The organism is Roseateles chitinivorans (assembly GCF_050632235.1).
GTDB lineage: Bacteria > Pseudomonadota > Gammaproteobacteria > Burkholderiales > Burkholderiaceae_C > Roseateles > Roseateles chitinivorans_A.
Genome location: NZ_CP192584.1, coordinates 2,434,166 through 2,452,696, shown reverse-complemented (window position 1 = coordinate 2,452,696; position 18,531 = coordinate 2,434,166). Strand labels below are relative to the sequence as shown.

The window sequence follows — 18,531 nt, the reverse complement described above, 5'->3', positions numbered from 1 at the left end:
TTCGTTGTTATCGGCACTTGGATCATTGAGCCTTTTCCGCGTCAAGCTGATCCCTCAGTCGTTCGCGCCAGCTCCACAGAAGCTCTTTTGACTCCTCGAGCGCCTCGTCGACCTCGACAAGCTCTTCATTTTCAAGATCGAGGTTGGGAAGACCTCGGTACCAATACAGGCGGTCCCTAGATTTCTCAACCACGTCGATCTTCGAGTCAATGTCCTTCGCAGAGCTTCCATCCGGCAGATCGCCCTGCAAGCGATGCGTCAACAACTTCACCTCGTTGAGCGCCGCTTTCCTGCGACGCTCAAGGAACTCAGCCTGCTGCTCGTCGGAAAGGTTGCCGGCGCGATATTGCTCCTCGACGTGGCGGATCGAATGCATCGCCGCTGCAGGTATGCCTTGGTCAACCGCATATTTGCCAACGGCCACCACCGCAGCTGCCACACCTTTCGCAGAGGCAAGAAGGAACTTGCCGGGCTCGCTCTGAATCTGGTCCCGAGTCTCTCGAGCACGATGACCCATCTCCTTGCCGAACTCTTCCGTTGACTCCTTGATGCCGCGACCGATCTTCTTGAGCTCATCAAAGAACCCCATGAATTGCTCCGCGGCAGCTTCGTGCTGCGCTAGCTTGTCCGCGATGCACGATCTTGGCGAAGCCTGATCGGCGCTCCATTGCTCAGGTGTACTTTGCGCCGCAACCTCGGCACTTGCCGCTGAACACCTTCAGCTCGTTGCAGTTTGAGCACTTCGAACCGCGACCACCTTTGCCTTCGTTGGCCGGCAAAACCATGGTGTGGTCGCATTTGGAGCACTTCCGCCCAGTGGGTGTCTGAAAAAGTCTGCTCTCCGCAGCTCGGGCACATCTTTCCGGCCATCACTCCCTCATGTATGTAAATGTGTATGAACTGACGGTAGTTGGGGTGCCGGATCGGGTCAAGCAATTGCCGATCGATGCCGTGTCATTCGTGATCTTTTTGGGATGACTTGCGTCGCACTGGAAGCATTCATGGTGCGCCAAAGCGCCAATGGGCTTTCATACGGTCGTCTTGGCCCGGATGCAGCGCCGATGTTGCTAGAACAGGCTGGGCTTCAAATTGAAGGCGTTCAAGAGAGCTCCGGACCCTCTGGAAAACAACTCGCGATTCCTGCTGAAAATATGAGCGACGCGCCGGCGGGGTCGACATCGATCAGGCGGGTTTCCCGAGGCCTTCTAATGGCAGCCTTCAGTACCCGTTGTAATCAAACGCACAGCGGGCCAGCGTCGCAGTGGGTTCGTAGCCCCCATATCTCCCGAGCGAGCGACCGGTCTCCGATATCAAATGCAGGTGCTTTCGAGCGCGCGAGGCCAGAACGTAAAGCAGCTTGCTGGCTGCGATATCCCCGTCCGCGTCGCTGAAATGGGGCACCATGCCTTGTAGAAGCCCGAATGCTATGACCACGTCAAACTCCGCCCCCTTGACCCCGTGAATCGTCGACACTGTGATACCGGTCCGCTCGCGAAACACCTTCTTGAAGAACGACAAGTCGGTGATGTAGCCAGCACCTGAGCTCTGCAGCTTCTCCAGCCGCGCCTGGGAACTCGCGAAGAATGCCTGGCGGTGCTCCAGCAGCGCGGGGAAGGTATTCAGGTTGATCCCCAGGCGGTCGAGCAGGGCGGTGAACGCCTGGTCCAGATACGCCATGCCTTCCGTTTCGGCAATGGCAAGAGAGTTGGACTCTCGCAGCAGCGTCCGCTGCGTGATTCTGGATGTGTCAACGCCGCAATCTCGCAGATCGGCGATGACGTCCCTGGCCCATCGCATGCGCCGCACCAACATCTGCGGCGACGACTCGGTTAGCAGGATCTTCGAGAGCTTGAACCAGAAGTTGTCGGGATCATTGCTGAACGGGACCAGCCCCGGCCCGTCGAATTGCTGGTGGGGAAGCAGCGCCACCAGCTTTCTCGTGGTCGATGCCAAGAGCAACCACCGCGGCGCAAGCACACAAATCTCTTCCGGTGGATGCCCTTCATCCAAGCTCTTTTGAATTAGCCTGATCAGCTCATCGTGCAGGCCGTCGTGCGCAACGAGTCGGTTGTACGAGACTTGGCTCGGAAAACCGACCATCTTTCCCGCGCCTTCGATATCAGTAGCGTGCACACTGAAGTTCGAGAAGTGCCCGATGATCCGCGCGCTTGAGCGGTAGTTAAAACGCAGCGCCATCTCCCGGATCGGGATGCCCGTGAGCGCGCGAAAATCTGCCACTGAAATGGCATAGCCGCCAAGCGAGCCGTAAATCGCTTGGTTGGGGTCGCCCACGATGAACGTTTTGGTGTTGCCGGCGCCCGCCCGCAGGATGGCCCCCACCAAGTTGTACTGGATCCGCTTCGTATCTTGGTACTCATCGACGAGGACATGGGAAAAGACTTCAGAGAGCAGCGCCGCAATATGCGGCTGATTCCGGATTAGCACCTGGGAGTACCAGAGGATCAACTCGAAATCGATGCGTCTGGTGTCCGCCAGTTCTCGAAAGTAGGCTGCCAGGACCCAATGGATGCTGTCGTGCTTTCGCGTGTCGGCGCATCCCAGCCGGTAACCATCCCCTTCGAAGTAATAGTCGCAGTCCCACAAGGTCACGCCGCGGTACGCCGCGCACAGTCGCTCGAGCATCTTTTCGCGGTCGTGCCGGTCCAAGACCGTGTACCCATGGGCGAGCTCCGGAACATAAATTCCGTAGGGCTTGATGATCCATTCGAGACAGAACGAATGGATGGTCCCGATCCACAGAGCCGTGGTGTCGACCCCAAGGGCCTCGATTCGCTCCTGGATCTCGTCAGCGGCCCGGTGCGTGTAAGTGATGGCTACGACGATGCGCTTGTCCATGCGCCGAGACAGTTCGTAGGCGATCTTGTAGGTGAGCGCGCGCGTTTTTCCGCTGCCTGGGCAGGCGACCAGAAATACGCTCGACGGTTCTTCGACGGCGGCTGCTTGCTCGGGATTGAGCTCGGTGGCATCCCAGACAAACATCAGGTCACCCCATCAAGGAACGCATGGACCACGTCTCCTGGCAACGCCGTCGCGGCTGCGGCACGAAGGGTCGGTAGATCGATCTCCGAGCGCCCGAACCGCTCCACCTCGGCGTCGAAGGCCGTCAGGCGCGGACGTGCAGCGCGATCGATGCCCACCAGGCAGTTCATCCGATACCGCAGGATTCGCATGATCAGCTGGCGCGAAAACTGGCCATGCGCGAAAAGCACCGCTTCTCGGATGTAGGCTGGCACCACGACGTTGTGATCCAGGGTCTGCGCGAGCAAGATGGCGAACCACCCCTTACCTTCCTGCTCGGCCATCGTCAAGGTCCGGTAGCCACTTTGATGGATGAGGCCCGAGCGAAGGTCGGTTCTGGCCTGCGTGATCGTCGCTTGCGCCGAGTAGACCTTGTCGACGCAGCGAACGAAGGCTTCATGATTGCCCGAGCCGACCAGATCCACCTCGAAGGTGTGTGTGGCGTAGAAGCTCCGCACCCACGCGTTGCCGGCGCCAAAAGCGTTTAAGTCGATTCTTCGCTGTGCGCCGGCCACTTGCGAGCCGATCGCCTTTCGCCTTCTCGCAGCCAGGGCGTCGCTATCCGCCGGGTTCGGCGTGGTGTCGAAGAAGGTCGTGTCCAGGTCCGTGACGATCGCGCAACGCTTGCGGATCCGGGTGTCGTGGAACAGTACCGCGACGTTCTTGAATCCGGTGCTGCGGATGTTGATGACGCTGATCCCCAACTCGTCCACGCTAAGGCCCAGGACCCGCTTCACGAGCACGGGGATCAGGATCTCTTCGGCATCACCCTCCACCAGGATCACGCTCTTAGCGAACAGCAGGTTGCTCCGCACCGCGTCCAGGTACCGCTGGATGCTCGTCACTTGGGCAGGCTCCAATCCGGTCGCTGGTTGGTAGGCCTCACAGAATGCGCCGCGCCGCCCCAGAATGTTGACGTTGCTCACATTGCTGACTTCGGAGATGTGCGTGGAGTGCGTCGTGTAGATCACCTGGGCATCGTCGTATGCGATGCGATCGAACAGTGTCTTCTGGATATGGGTGTGAATATGCGCTTCGGGCTCTTCGATGAGCAGGAAGTTCGCGATCGCCATCTTCTGGCGCTGGTACTTGAACTCCAGCAGCTTGAGGGTCAGGTAGATCAGGTTGGCGCCGCCAAGGCTGAGCTCGTTGATGGTCCCTTCATACCCGTCCTCCGATTCCCCGACAAACAGGCGCAGCGACTGAAACAGCTGCTCTGCTTGCTCGGGCAGGTCCGACCGGATCGACAGCGAAGTGGGGGAGTAGGTTTCGCCGGCGGTGTCCTTGATCGTCTGACGAATGTGTTTGCGCACCGACTGCACGTCGTCGAGCCCTTCGATGGCGCCATTCAGATCGCGCACTTTGTCGATGATGGGGACGAGGGCCGCCGCATCGATCTCACCGCTCTTGCTTTTGAGCAGGGTGAGCAGCGGATTGGTGCGATTGTTGTGAAACTCGGCCACGACGTCGCGCAGCGCCTGGATGAAGGTGAGTGACACCTCCTTGGTGACCGACAGGAACCCCGGCACCTTCGCCCCAAGTTCAGGGAACTCGGTTTCGGCGCTGAAGAGGCCAAAGCCGAAGTCTCCCACGATCCGTTGATACACCGCCGGATCGCTGAAATCAGCGCTGCTCCTGCCGGTGAAGACGGTCTCGTAGTCGTCGATCGTGATGCCGTCGCGGATGGCGTTCAGTGCTGCGACGTCGAAGTCATCGAGGGCCGCAAGCTTCAGCCGGATCTCCTTCTTCGGGCGGAAGATCAGGTTGTAGGTGGCCTTGGCAATCGGTCCGGCGTGGATCCCGGCCGTGCCGTGCAAGAACAGCGCTTGGACCGCCTCGTCGGGACTGAGGTCCTCGAACTCCATGCTGATAATGATCCAGTGGCCCCGCCACTGATCCAGCGCGCGGCTGAAATCGGACTCCTCCAGCCGATAAGCGGAGCGGACCATGGTGTCATCCAGTAGCAGCCGGATGGCGCGGAGAATGTTGGACTTGCCCGCGCCGTTCTCTCCGATGATCGTATTGACGCCACGCTGAAACGTCAGACTGGTGTTCCTGAAGTTCCGGTAATTGACCAGCGTGAGTTTGGAGATGTGCATGTCTTTGGCCCTCGTGCTCCCTGGGGCGCTAGTGTCTATTTGTAAGCTATCGTAGCGTGACAGGGATTGCGAGAGCGCAGGTCTCGGCGGCCGATTGCCGCAAACTCGCAAGGAGAGAAGGTGTCCACACGAGAGGGGTTGACCTGGAAGAGCGTCGACCGCACCGGCCGCCGACTACGCAGAGCGGCGACGTTGCTGGACCATCGACGCATGAACTGGCGGCACGTGGCCGCGCCGCGTGCCTGGCAGGCATTCAGCGAGCTGCGCCTGCAACTGCGCGATTCCAACCTGCCCTTTCAGTTCTTCGTGCAGCATGTGCAGACACCCAACGAAGAGGTGATTCAGATTCGCGCGTCGCAGACCCACACCGGCGTGTTCAACAGGAAGAACCACGCGCCATGGCACGACCCTCCCTACGTGGACACAGCCATTTGGGAGTCGGGCGGCGAGTTGGTCCTGTCGCAGTCCGCCACGGGCCACGTCTATTTCGTCGCGACACCCCGACGCTCGGAGCGGAGCACCCCCGATAAGCAGGAGCTCATCTTGCTCGGGCCGCTGGACCCCACGGATGTGACAGCATCGGTGCTGAAGAAGGCCGTCAAACGCTACATGCTGCTGCTTCGATCCACGTCCAACTTTGGGGGCGCCGATGCGCTTGCGCCTTGGGAGTGGCTGACCTTTCAGTGGACGTACACCTGGGAACTTCGGGAGCGACAACGGCTCATTCGTTCCGCCTTGCGCCTGGAAAACGAATGGCTCAAGGCGATGATCTCCGCAGGGCTGCCCATGTTGCTCACCTTTCTTCTGGGCCTTTATTTCGGAACAAAGTCGTCCTGAAATGCGATCGCCCGGCTGATGTGGCCACTGGACGTCATCAACGACCGCCGGAGCGAGGACAGAACGCACTCCCCCTGGCCTGGCACGCGCCGCACGGCGGTTGGGAGAGGAAGTAAGAACGCCGGACGCGCGCGTACGCCACCGAATTGGCCGCGATGCCGCTCGTGAGGAGCTGAAGTGGATTTCACAATCCATGCCACGCCGGAGGCGGTGGCACCTTGAGGGAACAAAACATGGTCGACAACGACGCTTCAACGGATCTGGCGCCGGCGGGTAAGCCGGTTATGGCCCCGCGCGCCCTGTTCAGCGATCACCAAATCTTCGTGTCGCTGCTGCCGCACATGAAGGCGTACGCCCTCAAGGGCCTGCACGAGTACGAGACCGGGCAGAACGGAGGCAAGTTCAACGCCACCCCTTTGGAGCAGTACTCAGCGCAGGTTCTTGAACGCGTCGACGCGCTGGACAGCTGCATCTCATCGTTGCGCCTGGCACTGAGCTTCATCGAGGACCTGGACAGAGCACATTCCCGCGTCGTCGAACTCTACAGGTACCACCACGAGAACTTCCTGCTTCGCCTCACCGGCGTCGTAGATCGCGCGCACCGACTCGTTGGCGCGTCGTTGGTGATCTGCGCCAAGGATTTGGAGAAAGTCGGAGCTAACAAGCTCGTTGAACGAGCCGTCATCACTGACTACCCGGACGTCCACCGTGCGCTGAAGAAACTGACCGATGCCGTGGCGGCGCACAAGAATGACAGGAACATGGTCGCCCACTCGGCGGCCTACTCCACCCGTGAACTTGGGCTGTTCACCGCAATCACCACGATGAATCTGGGACTCAAGGGGATCGATCTCGATGAGCTCATGGAGCATTATTTCTCCAAGGGGGCGGTCAGCATGCTCGCGCTCATCGGCGAGATGGTGCTGGGCATCGAGGAGCTGCTGGACACGCTGGTGCCAATTTACGCTGCCATCACCGGAGGCACACCCCATGGATCTGCTTGACGATGCCCCTCAGACGCGCCGCCGGCTGCGGCCGGCCTGGTCGGCCCCCGGCGCAACGTCGTGGCCGGCCGGAGCTGCAGCGCTACATGTAGAACCCGGGACTGGATCAGCGGCGTGTCGCCGTCCTCGAGGTACTTCATGATTCGCCGACCTTTCGTGCGCAGCCATCCACCTTCGCAACACGTCCACTAACGTGTCGCCAAGAATCGCCCGGCAACACCCAAATGGTCTCGCTCCCATAAGGCTCAGTCAGCTGCAACGATTCGTCAGCGACGGGACCTAAGTCACTACTGCGACGCGTCGCTCTCACCCTAGGCTTCCAGCTACTCACAGCTTGGGGCACGAATGACCGCCACAGTACTGAAGGATGTCCTTCTATCGTTGAACGAGGTGGAGCGCTACTTCGAAGGCAAGGTGCCGGTGCATCTTTGGAGGGCCTTGAACGCCCGTCGGGGCGGCGGACTCTTCGACTTCGTGGAGGAGTCAACCGTTCTGCCCAGTGGTCGCGATAGGCCCGCAGACATCACCATTGTCAGTCGCAGTGGCACAAAATGGGTCACGGTGCGAAATTCCCCGCGAGGGATTAGTACTTTTGACAAGCCAGGTCTCCCCGCTGGCAAGGACTGATCCTATTTCCGGATCAACGCCGGTACGAGGCTTCCCACTGGCCTAGCGGTTGTACGAGACAATAAGAACGTGAACTACGACGCCACCCATTACACCATTGCTCCTGCCTTCGACATGCCTCTTGAACAGTTCAAGTATTTGCTGAACGAATTGGCGAAGAACGCAATAAAGGAGGTTGCATGATCACGATTCCTAACGGCTACGCGCCCATGCTGTTGCAGGCCGTTCGAGACGCCGCGCTGTATCACGAAGGTTTGATGCATAGCGAAACCATCCGCGATGAAGAACGCGCCGACTACGAGGAGTACCACGTCTTGCTCACGCAGTTTCTGGCCTTCCTGAAAGGCGAGTATGCGCGTGACGAGGCTGAAATCGGCGTTCCGCTAGAGCGGCTGCGCGTCTAAGGATGGTGTTTGTCTGCGTTCGTTCGCCACACGTCCTCCACCAGTCCAGAGGACTGTTCAAAAAGGCGGGCATGAAGCCGCTTCGCGTGTTCGCCAGGCAGGGCAAGCGAGGCATGCAACCATGAGATCGCTAACTGTGGCGCTGACCCGCTGGGAGGCCCAACGCATTCTGGAAGCGCTGACGGAGTTGGACGCCAAATGGGCGAACATCTGCCAGACCTCCAAAGACGAGGACGAAGTGGCCGATTACGGCAACGACTTGACTGAGCTGCGGCTGACCCTCAATTCGTTCAAGGCGCAGGCCATCGAGGCGTACGGCCCGGGGGTCGCAAACTTCAGTCGCGAGCCGCTCTGACCCGCATTGAAAAAGGGCACTTGTGCCCTTTTGTTTTTCATCGAATATTCAACGGGGTGTGCGGGTGAGTTCATCGAGGTTTTCCGGTTGATTTCTCGAGCGAAGCCGCACAACAGACTGGAATCTGGTTCTCAAGTGATAAGAGGCCACCACCCGAGCGCCGGTTCCAACGACTCCAATTGCGGTTAGCATCGCGGACCGCTTTATTCGTCCGGAGTTGTAGATGTCCAATGTTGATGTATCCAAGTTGTCGTATGCCGAATTGATTGCGCTCAGCAGGCAACTTGAACAGCAGATCGCGGAGAAGCGAGGCGAAGAATTGAAGGTACTGGTGGACGGGTTCGCCAAGAAGCTGAAGGCGGCCGGGTTTTCGATCGCTGAAGGTGTCCAGGCCTTGAAGCCCTATCTGCCGCAAGGCGCCGAGCCCCGCGCCGCAGCGAAAGTGCTATACCGGGATCCGAGCAACGCCAGTAACGCGTGGTCCGGTCGCGGACGCGCGCCGAAGTGGTTGTCTGACCTGGAAGCGCAGGGACGCAGTCGCGACGAGTTCCGAGACAACTGAACTCCCCGCCGGCGGTTCACGTTCTCCCGACGAGCGCCACCCGGACCTTGAGATGAAAGCTCAACTCATTGGCCTCGCCGGCCTCGCGTTCCTCTCGCCTGTAGCGTGGGCCCAGGCAGCGCCGCCCGGCCCCGGGCAGCCCACCATCAGCGCGACGCCCAGCTATTCGCAGCAGACGCTGCTCAAGAACTGGGCCACCAGCGTTTGCCTGGCCACGGTGGCGAGATCCCCGGAAGCAAAGGACGATGCGAACGCCACGGCGAGCGCTTACATGGAGTTTGGGAAGCAGCCCCTCGCTGCCTACGCGCCTCTGCGTGACCTCGCCGTCAGCTTCGCGAAGCGCACGTATGCAGGAGCCTCCCCGTCAGAGTTCAACACCATGAAGTGCATCGACCTGATGCACAGCAAGGAACTCGACGCACTGACCGCGCGGTTGGCCAACTCCGCCAAGTAGGTTGGCGTCCATCGACCGCATTCGACTGCGAGCGCGGGGCCATTGAGCGTTCCACGGTTGCGGCGTGCTGGGGTCACCGGCATCAGTCCGGACGCAGAACACACCGCGCAGTGAACGGCGAAAGCTGGGCCACGTCGGAGTGCACCGAGCAGTCGTTGAGTTGCTTCATGACAATACTTGCACGCGTCGTATGGCTTCCATCACCCTCTGGTGCTCGACCTTTTAGGGACTCGAAGCGTCTTGCCCGACGCCAATGGAGATCCCGACATGAATCGCGGACCGCTCGCCGGTCTTGCTTGGAGAGGCCCATCGGCCCGAACAAATTCCCGAGTTTGTCGAGGGCTACCTCTGCAGCATGGCTGCAGAGCTCCTGTTCGCAAGATCAGGGTTCTTTGTTTTGGAGCAGCCCGGATTACTTAAGCTCCAAGTCCCAATCAGCCTTGGCGGCATTTTGGATGTTTTTGAACATGTATTCCACCTTTTCCAGATCCTCGTCAACGAAAAGCTGTTGGTCTTCGTCCTCCGTGGTTTCGGAAACATGCTCCAGATGCTGTTGGTAATGCTTTAGCGCCTTCCAAAGGATATTGTATTCGCTAATAATAAGCTTAACGGCCATTATTAGACCTCCATAGTAATTAATTGGACCCGTGCGGGGTCCATACCAAGTTCTTCAAGAGTGCCAAGATATTTCACCAACTAGCATGTTTCCGCCGGCGCCAGCATGTAATACCCATTACACCAGGTGCGCATACCAATGATAGGCAGATCGCGTGCTCGTCGCTCCAGCAAGTCGCAAACCGCGCCGACCGACTCCCACCAGCCGCTCACTCAAACAACGCAGCGCTGGATTCATCGAAATTGAGCGGATTACGTGCCTCGCGATGGCTGCCTATCAGCGATCGTCGGAGCGTTCCATACTACCGTCAGACGCAGCTCATTTCGCCGTCCCATACAACTCGAAGGCGCCGTTGTCTGCTTCCTCGATACGCAATAACGGCGTTGAAGACTTGCTCTCGGCTGGATTGGATCCGAACTTGACCAGCTCGCGCGAGAACGCAGGCAGCCTCACCCCTGCTGGGCGTTGGCAAGAGGCGTTCATGACCATGCGCTCACCGTTGAACACCGTCAGGCCTGCGTGGCGCGAGCAGTCGCCCCCTACGCACTCGGTCATCAGGTAACGATAAGTGGAGCGGTCGAACCAGACCTGACTGACCCATGCCCGCGGCGAGGCTGGAGCAACCGTGCCACCGAACGTCTTGCCGTTGGCCGTGGTCGCGACATACTCGTTCTCGACCTTCTGACCAGCACCGTACCGGTAGGCCAGGAGCGTCGGCGCGGCCTCGGTTGGCGACGCGCACAACGAGGCGGTCTTCTTGCCGGTGAAGCAATTGAAGACGACGACCTCCTCCGGCTTGCACAGCGAGTCCGAATTCTGATCAGAAGCTACAGCCAGCGACGGCAGCGCGAGTACGAAGCCCGCCACGGCCATCAGCCTAATCAAAGTGCTCATATGCAGTCTTGAAGTGATGTTGGCGCTCCTTGTAGCTGTGCGTGTTCGCGTTGACCACGCGCGTTACGCGGTCCACGTCAGCCGCCGAGCTACCTTTGTCTGCGAGACGAGGCAGGCGGTTGATCAGCCAGTAGCAGATCGCGGAGCGCAGTGAGTAGGGAAACACCGTCAACAGATCGGGGTCTCGCTCGAAGTTGACCGACGCATCACCGAAGACCGACGCGTGCTTCGCTGACACCGCAGCGTAGTTGGAACGCCCGGTCACCTGGATGAAGCCACGCCCTCTGTACTTCCAGCCGTCCCCGCTCTTCTCGTCGCCATTGCCGTTGCGACCGCCATAGGCCTTGTTCGCAATGTCTTCCTGGATGGCTTTGCGCTTGAAGGTGCCCTTAGGGCCTCGTTCGTAGCCGTCAGTATCCGCTTCATCAGGATGCTTGCTGTAGTACGCAAACAAGCCTTTGAGCCCAGCGGGCGAGTAGGTCAGATCCTCGGTCTTCGCGTCCATGGATGGGCCCGTCTCTTCTCGTACCTGAGCAAAAAGTGGGCGCGGCGCAGCTTGGTGTCGAGCTGGTAGACCTGCGGCTTGCGGTTCACCTCATCGGCCACCTTCGCGAGCAAGTCGGAAGGGGCCAACTCAAACAGCCGCTTGAGCTGTGCCGACGTGATGTTGCTCGACGTCGCGAGTCGGTCCGATACGGAGAGCCAGCCACCCGTCAGAGCGGTCCCATCCTTTGTCCTCGCCGGATTGGCGACAAAGCCAGATTGGGCCAAGAGCGGCGGAAGTTCGGCGTCAGCAAGATCAAAGAACCCCAGCGGGCCGGGCGTGTCGCCAACCCTCGTACAGACATCGGGATCGCCATGGTCATTCAGGCCAAGCGGACCAGGCGTGGCGGCCGCGGGCCACTGATCCGCTGAACAAAGGGGGCCAGGCGGCCGAGAAGTTGCCATGGTGCTGCGAGACGAGGACTACCGCATGATGGTAAGCGCCTCGTTCGCCCTGCGCGCCGTGACCTTGGTCAACGCGATGTAAGAGGCATCTCATCATCCCAGGAGCGCGGCGAGCACCGCACATCGAAATTCGCCAGCCCGGAATACCGTTCGCGAGGTTTAACCGAACCGAGCAATGCACGCAGCTCGCTTTCAGATTGGATCTGGGATCTCGATCTTGTCGATGACGTGAAGGACGTCGTTGCGCGCGCTGAGCCACAGCGGCTAGGACGCCCGCCATCGAAGTCCAGTGATGCCTGAGGTGCTGCGGTGGGCGTCGCTCGCAGTGCCGTAGACACGTCGGTGCACGGGAGCTTCAGCACATGCGCAGCGTTGGTTCGGCGCGCTTCCCTGGCTGAGGCTTGTGCTGTACACGAAACGTGTACGACGCGATTGAGCAGAGCAAAAAATTGGGCCCCGGCGTCGCCGAGGCCCCAACAGCTCATCGCGGTTTGACTTGCTGCATGCTCAGGGAGGGAAGAGCATGGAGCGCAAAGGCTCGGGCCGGATTCTAGACTCGCGATACAAGCCGCAATCAGGGCGGAGTTGGCGACCCAGGTTCGTCGGTCGTAGGTCTAACGTTGAGGCTCAGCGGACGCCGAAGCATGCAGTCTCGCCAGCTCGGCGAGGAAGAGGTAGGTTTGGATCATCACCATCCGCGCCTCTTCGACCGTCACGTCCGCGTGAACGCCTTTGCACGCCTTGTCGTAAACGGCGTCGAGTCGGGCGGCGAGGTGTCCGAGCTGACTCTTGAGGATCTGCTTTGTCGAGCCGCTCTCGATCCGTGCGTCGGCGTAAGCAAGGAGCCGATTGTTGTACTGGTCGGCCCCCACTTTTCGCGACTTGCGGTCCGAGCCTACGTACTCATCCGCCTGGGCCGGGAAGAGCGAGTCGGCAACCGTGTTGAGCACTCGCCTGCACGAGGTCAGACTTGCGGATAGCGCTTCGTCTGTACCCTCAAGCAGGCGATCATTCGCAGCTAGCAATTGTTCGGCAGCCTTCGGCGCATGATCGCGGATGAACGCATCGGTGAGTTGACGCGCCGACTGAAAAAGATCTTCCGCCACATCACCAAACTCCAAGGCGATCAGTGTGTCCGCCGCGAATCGGTAAAGGTGCGACTTCATGCGTTCATAGATCGCGACCGCATTGGTTAGAGCATCGCTAGCATTGGCGATCTGTGCCGAAACGCTTTGATGCAACTGCTGAGTAGACCTCAGCTCTGTGAAGTTGGCCGTCTTCGCGGCCGTGGGCGCTTTGAGCTTGTCCAGTACAGACCGGTTGGCTTCCACCTGCGCCTCAAGGGCCGGCAAGCTAGTTCGAAACACTTTTGGTCCGTCACCGATCAGGGCTCGATGCGCATACTTTGCGCAAGAACCTAACTGGGCTAGCTCCATCGTCTCAGGGTATCCGCGACTCTCTAGATCGAGCCAACGCTGCGCATCGGAATCGCGCAAGAGGCGCGCCAACCGCTGCGCCTTCATCAAGTTCTGTGCGATGGCGACGACGCCGGCTTCGAGGTCATCGACCAGTTCCCGCGCCACCGTCAATGCCTGGGTCCGACGGTCCGCACTCCCGCTCGCAGTAGCCACGGCTCCTCCCTGATGTTTACCTTTGTAGGGTGAGGCTTGATCTGTACACGAAGTGTGTACAGAGTCTAGCCTGCCGAGAATCACGGGCGCGCTGAGCGCTTACTCAGCGCTTCCGCTCGCAAGAACGAGCACTGCCGCGGTGACCTGAATATTGCTCTGATCTTGCTCGACCCAAAGCATACATCCTGCACCGTGCTGCGACTGCACTTCAGGTATGAAGTGAATGCCACTCCATCCCTTTTCGTGCGCAGTTTTAAAGAACCATTCGCGAACCTTCTTTGAGATCTTCACCGCTGGCTTTTCATGCTCTTGGTTATAAATCTTCAATACGCGCTCCGCAGTGCAGAAAACCGCAGGCTTGTTTGGCGAACGCGCTTTGGAGTCTGGGAACTTGAATTTTGATGCCATGTTGCCTCCTCTGATTGGCGACACTAGTTTGCACGTACGGCGTTCTTGTCCGTACGCGGAACAATACCTAGCTGGGCACGGAAAAATTGCCTCGATCCCGTCGAGGCCTGAGGGACCGGCGAGGCTGCCGCCCAAACCAATGCTCAGAGCAGGATGTAAACGAGGAGGAAGTGGCTGCCACGACCGGACGCAGCAAATTGAGCTGCAGCAGGGGCCGGACGGTAGGGTGCGCTCGCTCAACCCAATGTTTATCTTTGTAGGTTGAGGCTTGGGCTGTACACAATGAGTGCACCGCGAGAGTGAGCAGAGCAAAAAAAGCGGCCCCGGCATCGCCGAGGCCCCAACAGCTCATCGCGTTTGACTTGCTGCATGCTCAGGGAGGGAAGAGCATGGAGCGCAAGGCTCGGCGGAGATTCTAGACCGACGCTGCCGAGCGGCAGTCAGCGAGGAGTTCGGTCGAAGACGAGGATTTGCTCACCAAATTCGGCGACTGACTTCTCTTTGATCGAGTCCATCGCCATGCCGAGCTCAACGAGGTCATTCCCATAGTCGGCTTGGATGTCTTCATCGGTGGTCGTGTTGCAGATGGTCCGCCACTTCTCTTTCAACTCGGCCATTGCGAGGAGGACCAGCCTAGCCTCCCACTCCAGTAGCTCAACGGTTACCTTGCTCATACCTGCGACCCTTGCTTGTAAAACACTCTGGTTGCCTTCAATGCTAACTCCTCTAGCAGCCCCTTTTACTTGTCGAGAGGCATGTCGGATGTCGGAGCAATGCAAAAGTGGCCCGGTTTTTCATTCACCAGCTTGAGCCCAGTTGGGAATGGCGTGCTGGGAGCAAATTTCCAGACCCAACCGCTCATATCGGTTCGAGCTATCCCGTCATTGTCGAAGACGCTGATTCCCTTGTTGTTCGCGATCACAACGGTGATGCCGTTAATCACTGTCTGTCGTACGTCATGCGGGCGAACGTGAGCGAGCTTCGGGCTGGATGAATTGCCGAGGCGGAACACCTCTTCGGGGACGATGAAGAACACTACATGATCTGTTCGGCTACTAACATGCCGATGGACAAATACAAAGGACTCTTGGAGGAGGTGGGTGTGAAGGCATTTCGCGTCTTCTTTAAGCAGGGCAAGCAAGCATGAAGACTTTGGACCTGGAACTGACGCACTGGCAAGCGCAGCGCATTCTCGAGGCGCTCACGGAGCTGGACGCGAAGTGGGCCACCATCTGCCAGACCTCAGACGACGAGGATGAAGTTGCGGATTACGGGAATGACCTGATCGAGCTTCGTATGACGCTGGAGCTGGTGAAGACCAAAGCGGAGGACGTTTTCGGTTCTGGCGTGGCCAACTTTGATCGCACATCGTTCTGGTCGTTCCGGTACCTTAGGGATGGTCTGCAAAACACGATCCGCGGCACATGACGAGTCGGCTGTCGCTTCGTGCTCGTCGATCCGCGCGGGGTCAGCTCTTGAGGGCGTCCAACTGAGGCGCTTGGCTGCTGTTTTCAGCCTCTGACGCGGCCATTCTGGCCACCTCAGACGGACTCATCCCCGCATCTCCAGCAGCTGTTTACGCGCCATCCACAGATTGGCCAGAGCGAACAGGGTGACGATCTGGCCGGTGTTCTTGAACAACCCGCGGTATCGCACCTTCGTGAACCCGAACTGCCGCTTCAGCACCCGGAACGGATGTTCGACCTTGGCCCGGATGCTGGCCTTCATCTTCTCTGCGCGCTCGGCGATGAAGTCGGGCTCGATGAACGGGTTGAGCAGGCGCCGTTTGCCTGGGTGCATCGCGACGTGCCACGTCGGCCCTGCTGCCTCGGGACGCTTGTGAACCCATTGATAGCCGGCGTCGCCGAACGCGACCTCTTCATCCCCGTGGAGCAGCGCGCCGGCCATGTTGATATCGCTGACGTTGCCCGACGTCGTGACCACGGTGTGCACCAGGCCCGAGACCGTGTCCACGCCAATGTGCGCCTTCATCCCGAAGTAGTAGTTGTTGCCCTTCTTGGACTGCTTCATCTCCGGGTCTGGCTCGCCTTCGATGTTCTTGGTCGAACTCAGCGCCGCAATCAACGTGGCGTCCACGGCGGTCCCCGAGCTCAGCATCAATCCCTTGTAGCCCAGCAGATCGTTGACCACCCGCAGCATGTCCACGGCCAGGTTGTGCTTCTCCAGGAGGTGGCGAAAGCGTAGGATCGTCGTCTCGTCGGGAAGCCGCTCCGTGGCGCCCTCAAGCCGCGCGAACTCCCGGTACAGCGGCACGTCGTGCAACGCCTCTTCCATCGCCGGATCGGACAGGCCGAACCACTGCTGCAGGTAGTGAATCCGAAGCATCGTCTCCAAGGGGAACGGCGGGCGGCCAGTCTTGGCCTTCGAGTTGTACGGGTCCACGACCTGCACCAGCACGCCCCACGGCACCACATGTTCCATCTCCTCAAGAAACTCGCGCTTGCGCGTCTTCTTCGTGGAGAGATTGAATCCAAATCCGAGCTGCTTCATGGGCTGCATGCTCCCCGAACCGTCACGCTCTGGCAAGGCAGATCAGTGCGGGGTTTTGCAGAGTCTCCTTAACTGCCCCGCGTGGAAGAACTTCAGTTGACCAAAATCCTGCTCATCCTTGCGTCCGCCGCCGTTCCGCCCGCCTTCGCATTTGCCGGCATGGTGCTCATTCTGGTTGCGAATCCGAACGCCGACATCGAGACTGAGGGCTGGGTGCTCGGCTGGACGGGAATGGGCACTGGCTTCGCCGCCGGACTGCTGACCGTGTGGGCGTTCTGGCGCGCGCGATAAAGAGCGCTCACCTCTTAATGAGGGACCGCGTGGAGTCTTAACCAACTGGTGGGTGTGACGGATTCGATTTGATCCAGCGGGGCATGTCGCATTCAAATCCCTCGCCGACCTCACGCATGGGCCTCGGCATTTTTGCGTCCACAGCCACCGGCAACGGGGCATGACCGACCTCTGAGGCGGCAGGAAGCTGCCTGCGCGCTTTGCTCACGCCTACTGCCCGTCTGCTGCCCGTCTGCTGCCCGCCTGCTGCCCGCCTGCTGCCCTCCTAATCCCCCTCGCCGCCGCCCCCATCTTCCCCACTTCTTTCCTTCTGCTCTGCCTCGATCGCAGACGGCGCATCGAACACCAGATTGGTCTGTCGAGCGACCGCCGCGCTGACTCTCAAGTCCGCCACCGCGCGAGGCGCAACCGCTGCCGCAGCGTCCTCCCGCTCCGCCGCCCGGTGCTGCGCCATCAGACCCTCGTGCGCGAGAAACCGCAGCCGGTTCACGCGCTTGATGCCCTTGTTGAAGCGGACCAGGTCGTCGTACAGACGCGGGTTGTCGTCGCGTGAGATTTCGAACAGTAGCCGCACCGACCCGGCCGAGCTCGTCCGATCCTGGCTCACGCGCCCTCTCCCTCTTTTTCTCCTTCAGACGCGGCGGCGCGCGGCCGGGATGCGGACACGGACACGGACGCCAACACGCTCTGCGCGTAGTTCATCCCGGCGATCTGGTAGCCCCGCACGTTCGCGAACATTGGTTCCTTCACCTCGAGGATCTGATGCGTGCCAAAGGCCTGTTTGACCGCCTTGCGGAACAAGAACGCGCCGCCGCCCACGAGGATCACGTGCTGCACGTTGAAGGCCCCACCGATGCGCCGCATCATGGCCGCGACCGCGTCCTTGGCGATGATCTCCACCATCGGGCGCATGCGGGCCGGGTTGTACTGGCGCTGGTAGACGCTGAGGCCCTTGCCGCGGCGCAGCGCGTAGTCGATGAGGTCCAGGTTCGTGTACGGCTGGCCGATCTCCTGGCTGATGTCGTCGGCGATCAGCTGCAGGACGTTCGAGACGCCACGATCGACCGAGTAGCTCTGCTTGGACGAGAGCTTCATGCCGCGCGCGACCAACCAGTCGAAGGTCCGTGATCCGGGGTCGATCACCAGACTCTGTTCGTGCTCCATGGCCTCGACTTGGTCGTGCTGCGTGGCGTAGTCGATTAGCGCGCCATTGGGCTGCGCCATCACCAGCGTCTTGTGAACGGTCACGGTCTTGCCGCCGCCCACGTCGTGACGACCGGTCATGAGTTTCTCCAGGGCCGCCCGCTTGGCGGCGAACGCCGCCACCGGCAGTCCGACCACCAGCAAGTCGATGACCTCGGCCTTCATCATCCGCAGCGCACCGCGAGCCAGCGCCAAGTACTGCGGCGTCTCGATGTAGTCGCCGGGAATCTCTGTCGCCCGGAAAGCGTCAGCCGCCAGCATCACGTCCGGACCAACCTCGTAGTACAGGCCGTCCAGGGGGATGGCAAAGGTCTTGCGCCCCTCCCCGCCCAGCGCCTTCGCGGGGTCGCGCGGACTTGGATAGGCCCGCGACGGAAAACTGGCGCAGCGCATGTCGCCTCCGGCGCCGACGGCGGTAACCAGCTTGGTGTTGCCGAATCCGACATCCACCGCGCGAACGATCAAGGCCATGGGAGGGCTCCGAATCCAGCTTGCCGTGCGCGAAGGATCGACACGCCGAGGCAGCCCGTCTACACGGAACTCCCCCGTCAAAGCCGCCGCTTTCGGGGGCAGCCGCCACGCGAGCGCCCTGGGTCGTTGCGCGCTCCCAGCCGACCGAGATCCCATCAAGATTCGAGAGGGAGCCGA

The 18,531-nt window shown here is 60.2% G+C and carries 22 protein-coding genes; 9 read left to right on the top strand and 13 right to left on the bottom strand.

Going from position 1 to position 18,531, the window contains the following annotated elements; all coding sequences use genetic code 11:
- Window positions 1–22: 22 nt before the first annotated feature.
- From ACQ859_RS11070 to ACQ859_RS11060, 3 genes are all read right to left on the bottom strand, one after another.
- The gene (locus tag ACQ859_RS11070; RefSeq protein WP_431265820.1) at window positions 23–589 is read right to left on the bottom strand and encodes a hypothetical protein; all 567 of its coding nucleotides are present in this window, start codon (window positions 587–589) and stop codon (window positions 23–25) included.
- Between the two features lie 629 nt (window positions 590–1,218).
- Window positions 1,219–3,000, bottom strand: coding sequence for a UvrD-helicase domain-containing protein (locus tag ACQ859_RS11065; RefSeq protein WP_431265819.1), 1,782 nt, complete (start codon window positions 2,998–3,000; stop codon window positions 1,219–1,221).
- Complete coding sequence (locus ACQ859_RS11060) at window positions 3,000–5,138, bottom strand: AAA family ATPase (protein ID WP_431265818.1); 2,139 nt, start codon at window positions 5,136–5,138, stop codon at window positions 3,000–3,002. Before ACQ859_RS11060 ends, ACQ859_RS11065 begins: the two co-directional genes overlap by 1 nt.
- A 138-nt stretch (window positions 5,139–5,276) precedes the next feature.
- Between ACQ859_RS11060 and ACQ859_RS11055 the strand changes: the two genes are divergently transcribed.
- The 7 genes from ACQ859_RS11055 (at window position 5,277) to ACQ859_RS11025 (ending at window position 9,381) form a co-directional block, all read left to right on the top strand.
- Window positions 5,277–5,975, top strand: coding sequence for a hypothetical protein (locus ACQ859_RS11055; RefSeq protein WP_431265817.1), 699 nt, complete (start codon window positions 5,277–5,279; stop codon window positions 5,973–5,975).
- 233 nt (window positions 5,976–6,208) lie between these two features.
- Window positions 6,209–6,979, top strand: coding sequence for a hypothetical protein (locus ACQ859_RS11050; RefSeq protein ID WP_431265816.1), 771 nt, complete (start codon window positions 6,209–6,211; stop codon window positions 6,977–6,979).
- 639 nt (window positions 6,980–7,618) lie between these two features.
- Window positions 7,619–7,789, top strand: a complete 171-nt coding sequence (locus ACQ859_RS11045) for a hypothetical protein (RefSeq protein ID WP_431266512.1) — start codon at window positions 7,619–7,621, stop codon at window positions 7,787–7,789.
- Window positions 7,786–8,010 (top strand): hypothetical protein, encoded by a 225-nt coding sequence (locus tag ACQ859_RS11040; protein WP_431265815.1) that lies wholly within the window; start codon window positions 7,786–7,788, stop codon window positions 8,008–8,010. Before ACQ859_RS11045 ends, ACQ859_RS11040 begins: the two co-directional genes overlap by 4 nt.
- A 136-nt stretch (window positions 8,011–8,146) precedes the next feature.
- A complete protein-coding gene (locus ACQ859_RS11035; RefSeq protein ID WP_431265814.1) occupies window positions 8,147–8,365 on the top strand; it encodes a hypothetical protein in 219 nt (72 codons plus the stop codon).
- Between the two features lie 223 nt (window positions 8,366–8,588).
- On the top strand, window positions 8,589–8,927 hold the full coding sequence (locus ACQ859_RS11030; protein ID WP_431265813.1) for an H-NS family nucleoid-associated regulatory protein: 339 nt from the start codon (window positions 8,589–8,591) through the stop codon (window positions 8,925–8,927).
- Window positions 8,928–8,979: 52 nt separating this feature from the next.
- Entirely contained in the window at window positions 8,980–9,381 is a 402-nt protein-coding gene (locus ACQ859_RS11025) for a T6SS amidase immunity protein Tai4 family protein (RefSeq protein WP_431265812.1), read from the top strand.
- A gap of 412 nt (window positions 9,382–9,793) precedes the next feature.
- Here the strand turns inward: ACQ859_RS11025 and ACQ859_RS11020 are convergent, their stop codons facing one another.
- The 7 genes from ACQ859_RS11020 to ACQ859_RS10990 all read right to left on the bottom strand — a co-directional run bounded on the left by ACQ859_RS11020 (window position 9,794) and on the right by ACQ859_RS10990 (window position 14,914).
- The gene (locus ACQ859_RS11020; RefSeq protein WP_431265811.1) at window positions 9,794–9,997 is read right to left on the bottom strand and encodes a hypothetical protein; all 204 of its coding nucleotides are present in this window, start codon (window positions 9,995–9,997) and stop codon (window positions 9,794–9,796) included.
- A gap of 318 nt (window positions 9,998–10,315) precedes the next feature.
- The gene (locus ACQ859_RS11015; protein WP_431265810.1) at window positions 10,316–10,891 is read right to left on the bottom strand and encodes a hypothetical protein; all 576 of its coding nucleotides are present in this window, start codon (window positions 10,889–10,891) and stop codon (window positions 10,316–10,318) included.
- Window positions 10,875–11,396, bottom strand: coding sequence for a glycoside hydrolase family 19 protein (locus ACQ859_RS11010; protein ID WP_431265809.1), 522 nt, complete (start codon window positions 11,394–11,396; stop codon window positions 10,875–10,877). Before ACQ859_RS11010 ends, ACQ859_RS11015 begins: the two co-directional genes overlap by 17 nt.
- A gap of 1,057 nt (window positions 11,397–12,453) precedes the next feature.
- The gene (locus ACQ859_RS11005) at window positions 12,454–13,470 is read right to left on the bottom strand and encodes a hypothetical protein (RefSeq protein ID WP_431265808.1); all 1,017 of its coding nucleotides are present in this window, start codon (window positions 13,468–13,470) and stop codon (window positions 12,454–12,456) included.
- A 99-nt stretch (window positions 13,471–13,569) separates the two neighbouring features.
- Window positions 13,570–13,878, bottom strand: coding sequence for a hypothetical protein (locus ACQ859_RS11000; protein ID WP_431265807.1), 309 nt, complete (start codon window positions 13,876–13,878; stop codon window positions 13,570–13,572).
- A 440-nt stretch (window positions 13,879–14,318) separates the two neighbouring features.
- The gene (locus tag ACQ859_RS10995; protein WP_431265806.1) at window positions 14,319–14,552 is read right to left on the bottom strand and encodes a hypothetical protein; all 234 of its coding nucleotides are present in this window, start codon (window positions 14,550–14,552) and stop codon (window positions 14,319–14,321) included.
- A gap of 65 nt (window positions 14,553–14,617) precedes the next feature.
- On the bottom strand, window positions 14,618–14,914 hold the full coding sequence (locus ACQ859_RS10990; protein WP_431265805.1) for a hypothetical protein: 297 nt from the start codon (window positions 14,912–14,914) through the stop codon (window positions 14,618–14,620).
- A gap of 107 nt (window positions 14,915–15,021) precedes the next feature.
- Between ACQ859_RS10990 and ACQ859_RS10985 the strand changes: the two genes are divergently transcribed.
- On the top strand, window positions 15,022–15,306 hold the full coding sequence (locus ACQ859_RS10985; RefSeq protein WP_431265804.1) for a hypothetical protein: 285 nt from the start codon (window positions 15,022–15,024) through the stop codon (window positions 15,304–15,306).
- 123 nt (window positions 15,307–15,429) lie between these two features.
- On the opposite strand, the gene ACQ859_RS10980 is transcribed toward ACQ859_RS10985, so the two are convergent.
- A complete protein-coding gene (locus tag ACQ859_RS10980) occupies window positions 15,430–16,389 on the bottom strand; it encodes an IS5 family transposase (RefSeq protein WP_431265803.1) in 960 nt (319 codons plus the stop codon).
- A gap of 81 nt (window positions 16,390–16,470) precedes the next feature.
- Between ACQ859_RS10980 and ACQ859_RS10975 the strand changes: the two genes are divergently transcribed.
- Window positions 16,471–16,680, top strand: a complete 210-nt coding sequence (locus ACQ859_RS10975) for a hypothetical protein (protein ID WP_431265802.1) — start codon at window positions 16,471–16,473, stop codon at window positions 16,678–16,680.
- Window positions 16,681–16,945: 265 nt separating this feature from the next.
- On the opposite strand, the gene ACQ859_RS10970 is transcribed toward ACQ859_RS10975, so the two are convergent.
- Together ACQ859_RS10970 and ACQ859_RS10965 are read right to left on the bottom strand one after the other, a co-directional pair.
- Entirely contained in the window at window positions 16,946–17,287 is a 342-nt protein-coding gene (locus ACQ859_RS10970; RefSeq protein WP_431265801.1) for a hypothetical protein, read from the bottom strand.
- Window positions 17,284–18,354, bottom strand: coding sequence for a PRTRC system protein D (locus tag ACQ859_RS10965; protein WP_431265800.1), 1,071 nt, complete (start codon window positions 18,352–18,354; stop codon window positions 17,284–17,286). Before ACQ859_RS10965 ends, ACQ859_RS10970 begins: the two co-directional genes overlap by 4 nt.
- Window positions 18,355–18,531 lie beyond the last annotated feature (177 nt).

What these genes read in the sequence shown, in the direction of transcription:
- ACQ859_RS11000 (WP_431265807.1), bottom strand. Translation starts at nt 13,878, where the DNA reads ATGGCATCAAAATTCAAGTTCCCAGACTCCAAAGCGCGTTCGCCAAAC.
- ACQ859_RS11030 (WP_431265813.1), top strand. Translation starts at nt 8,589, where the DNA reads ATGTCCAATGTTGATGTATCCAAGTTGTCGTATGCCGAATTGATTGCG.
- ACQ859_RS11060 (WP_431265818.1), bottom strand. Translation starts at nt 5,138, where the DNA reads ATGCACATCTCCAAACTCACGCTGGTCAATTACCGGAACTTCAGGAAC.
- ACQ859_RS11020 (WP_431265811.1), bottom strand. Translation starts at nt 9,997, where the DNA reads ATGGCCGTTAAGCTTATTATTAGCGAATACAATATCCTTTGGAAGGCG.
- ACQ859_RS11015 (WP_431265810.1), bottom strand. Translation starts at nt 10,891, where the DNA reads ATGAGCACTTTGATTAGGCTGATGGCCGTGGCGGGCTTCGTACTCGCG.
- ACQ859_RS11050 (WP_431265816.1), top strand. Translation starts at nt 6,209, where the DNA reads ATGGTCGACAACGACGCTTCAACGGATCTGGCGCCGGCGGGTAAGCCG.
- ACQ859_RS10965 (WP_431265800.1), bottom strand. Translation starts at nt 18,354, where the DNA reads ATGGCCTTGATCGTTCGCGCGGTGGATGTCGGATTCGGCAACACCAAG.
- ACQ859_RS10980 (WP_431265803.1), bottom strand. Translation starts at nt 16,389, where the DNA reads ATGAAGCAGCTCGGATTTGGATTCAATCTCTCCACGAAGAAGACGCGC.
- ACQ859_RS11070 (WP_431265820.1), bottom strand. Translation starts at nt 589, where the DNA reads ATGGGGTTCTTTGATGAGCTCAAGAAGATCGGTCGCGGCATCAAGGAG.
- ACQ859_RS11065 (WP_431265819.1), bottom strand. Translation starts at nt 3,000, where the DNA reads ATGTTTGTCTGGGATGCCACCGAGCTCAATCCCGAGCAAGCAGCCGCC.
- ACQ859_RS11025 (WP_431265812.1), top strand. Translation starts at nt 8,980, where the DNA reads ATGAAAGCTCAACTCATTGGCCTCGCCGGCCTCGCGTTCCTCTCGCCT.
- ACQ859_RS10995 (WP_431265806.1), bottom strand. Translation starts at nt 14,552, where the DNA reads ATGAGCAAGGTAACCGTTGAGCTACTGGAGTGGGAGGCTAGGCTGGTC.
- ACQ859_RS11040 (WP_431265815.1), top strand. Translation starts at nt 7,786, where the DNA reads ATGATCACGATTCCTAACGGCTACGCGCCCATGCTGTTGCAGGCCGTT.
- ACQ859_RS11010 (WP_431265809.1), bottom strand. Translation starts at nt 11,396, where the DNA reads ATGGACGCGAAGACCGAGGATCTGACCTACTCGCCCGCTGGGCTCAAA.
- ACQ859_RS10985 (WP_431265804.1), top strand. Translation starts at nt 15,022, where the DNA reads ATGAAGACTTTGGACCTGGAACTGACGCACTGGCAAGCGCAGCGCATT.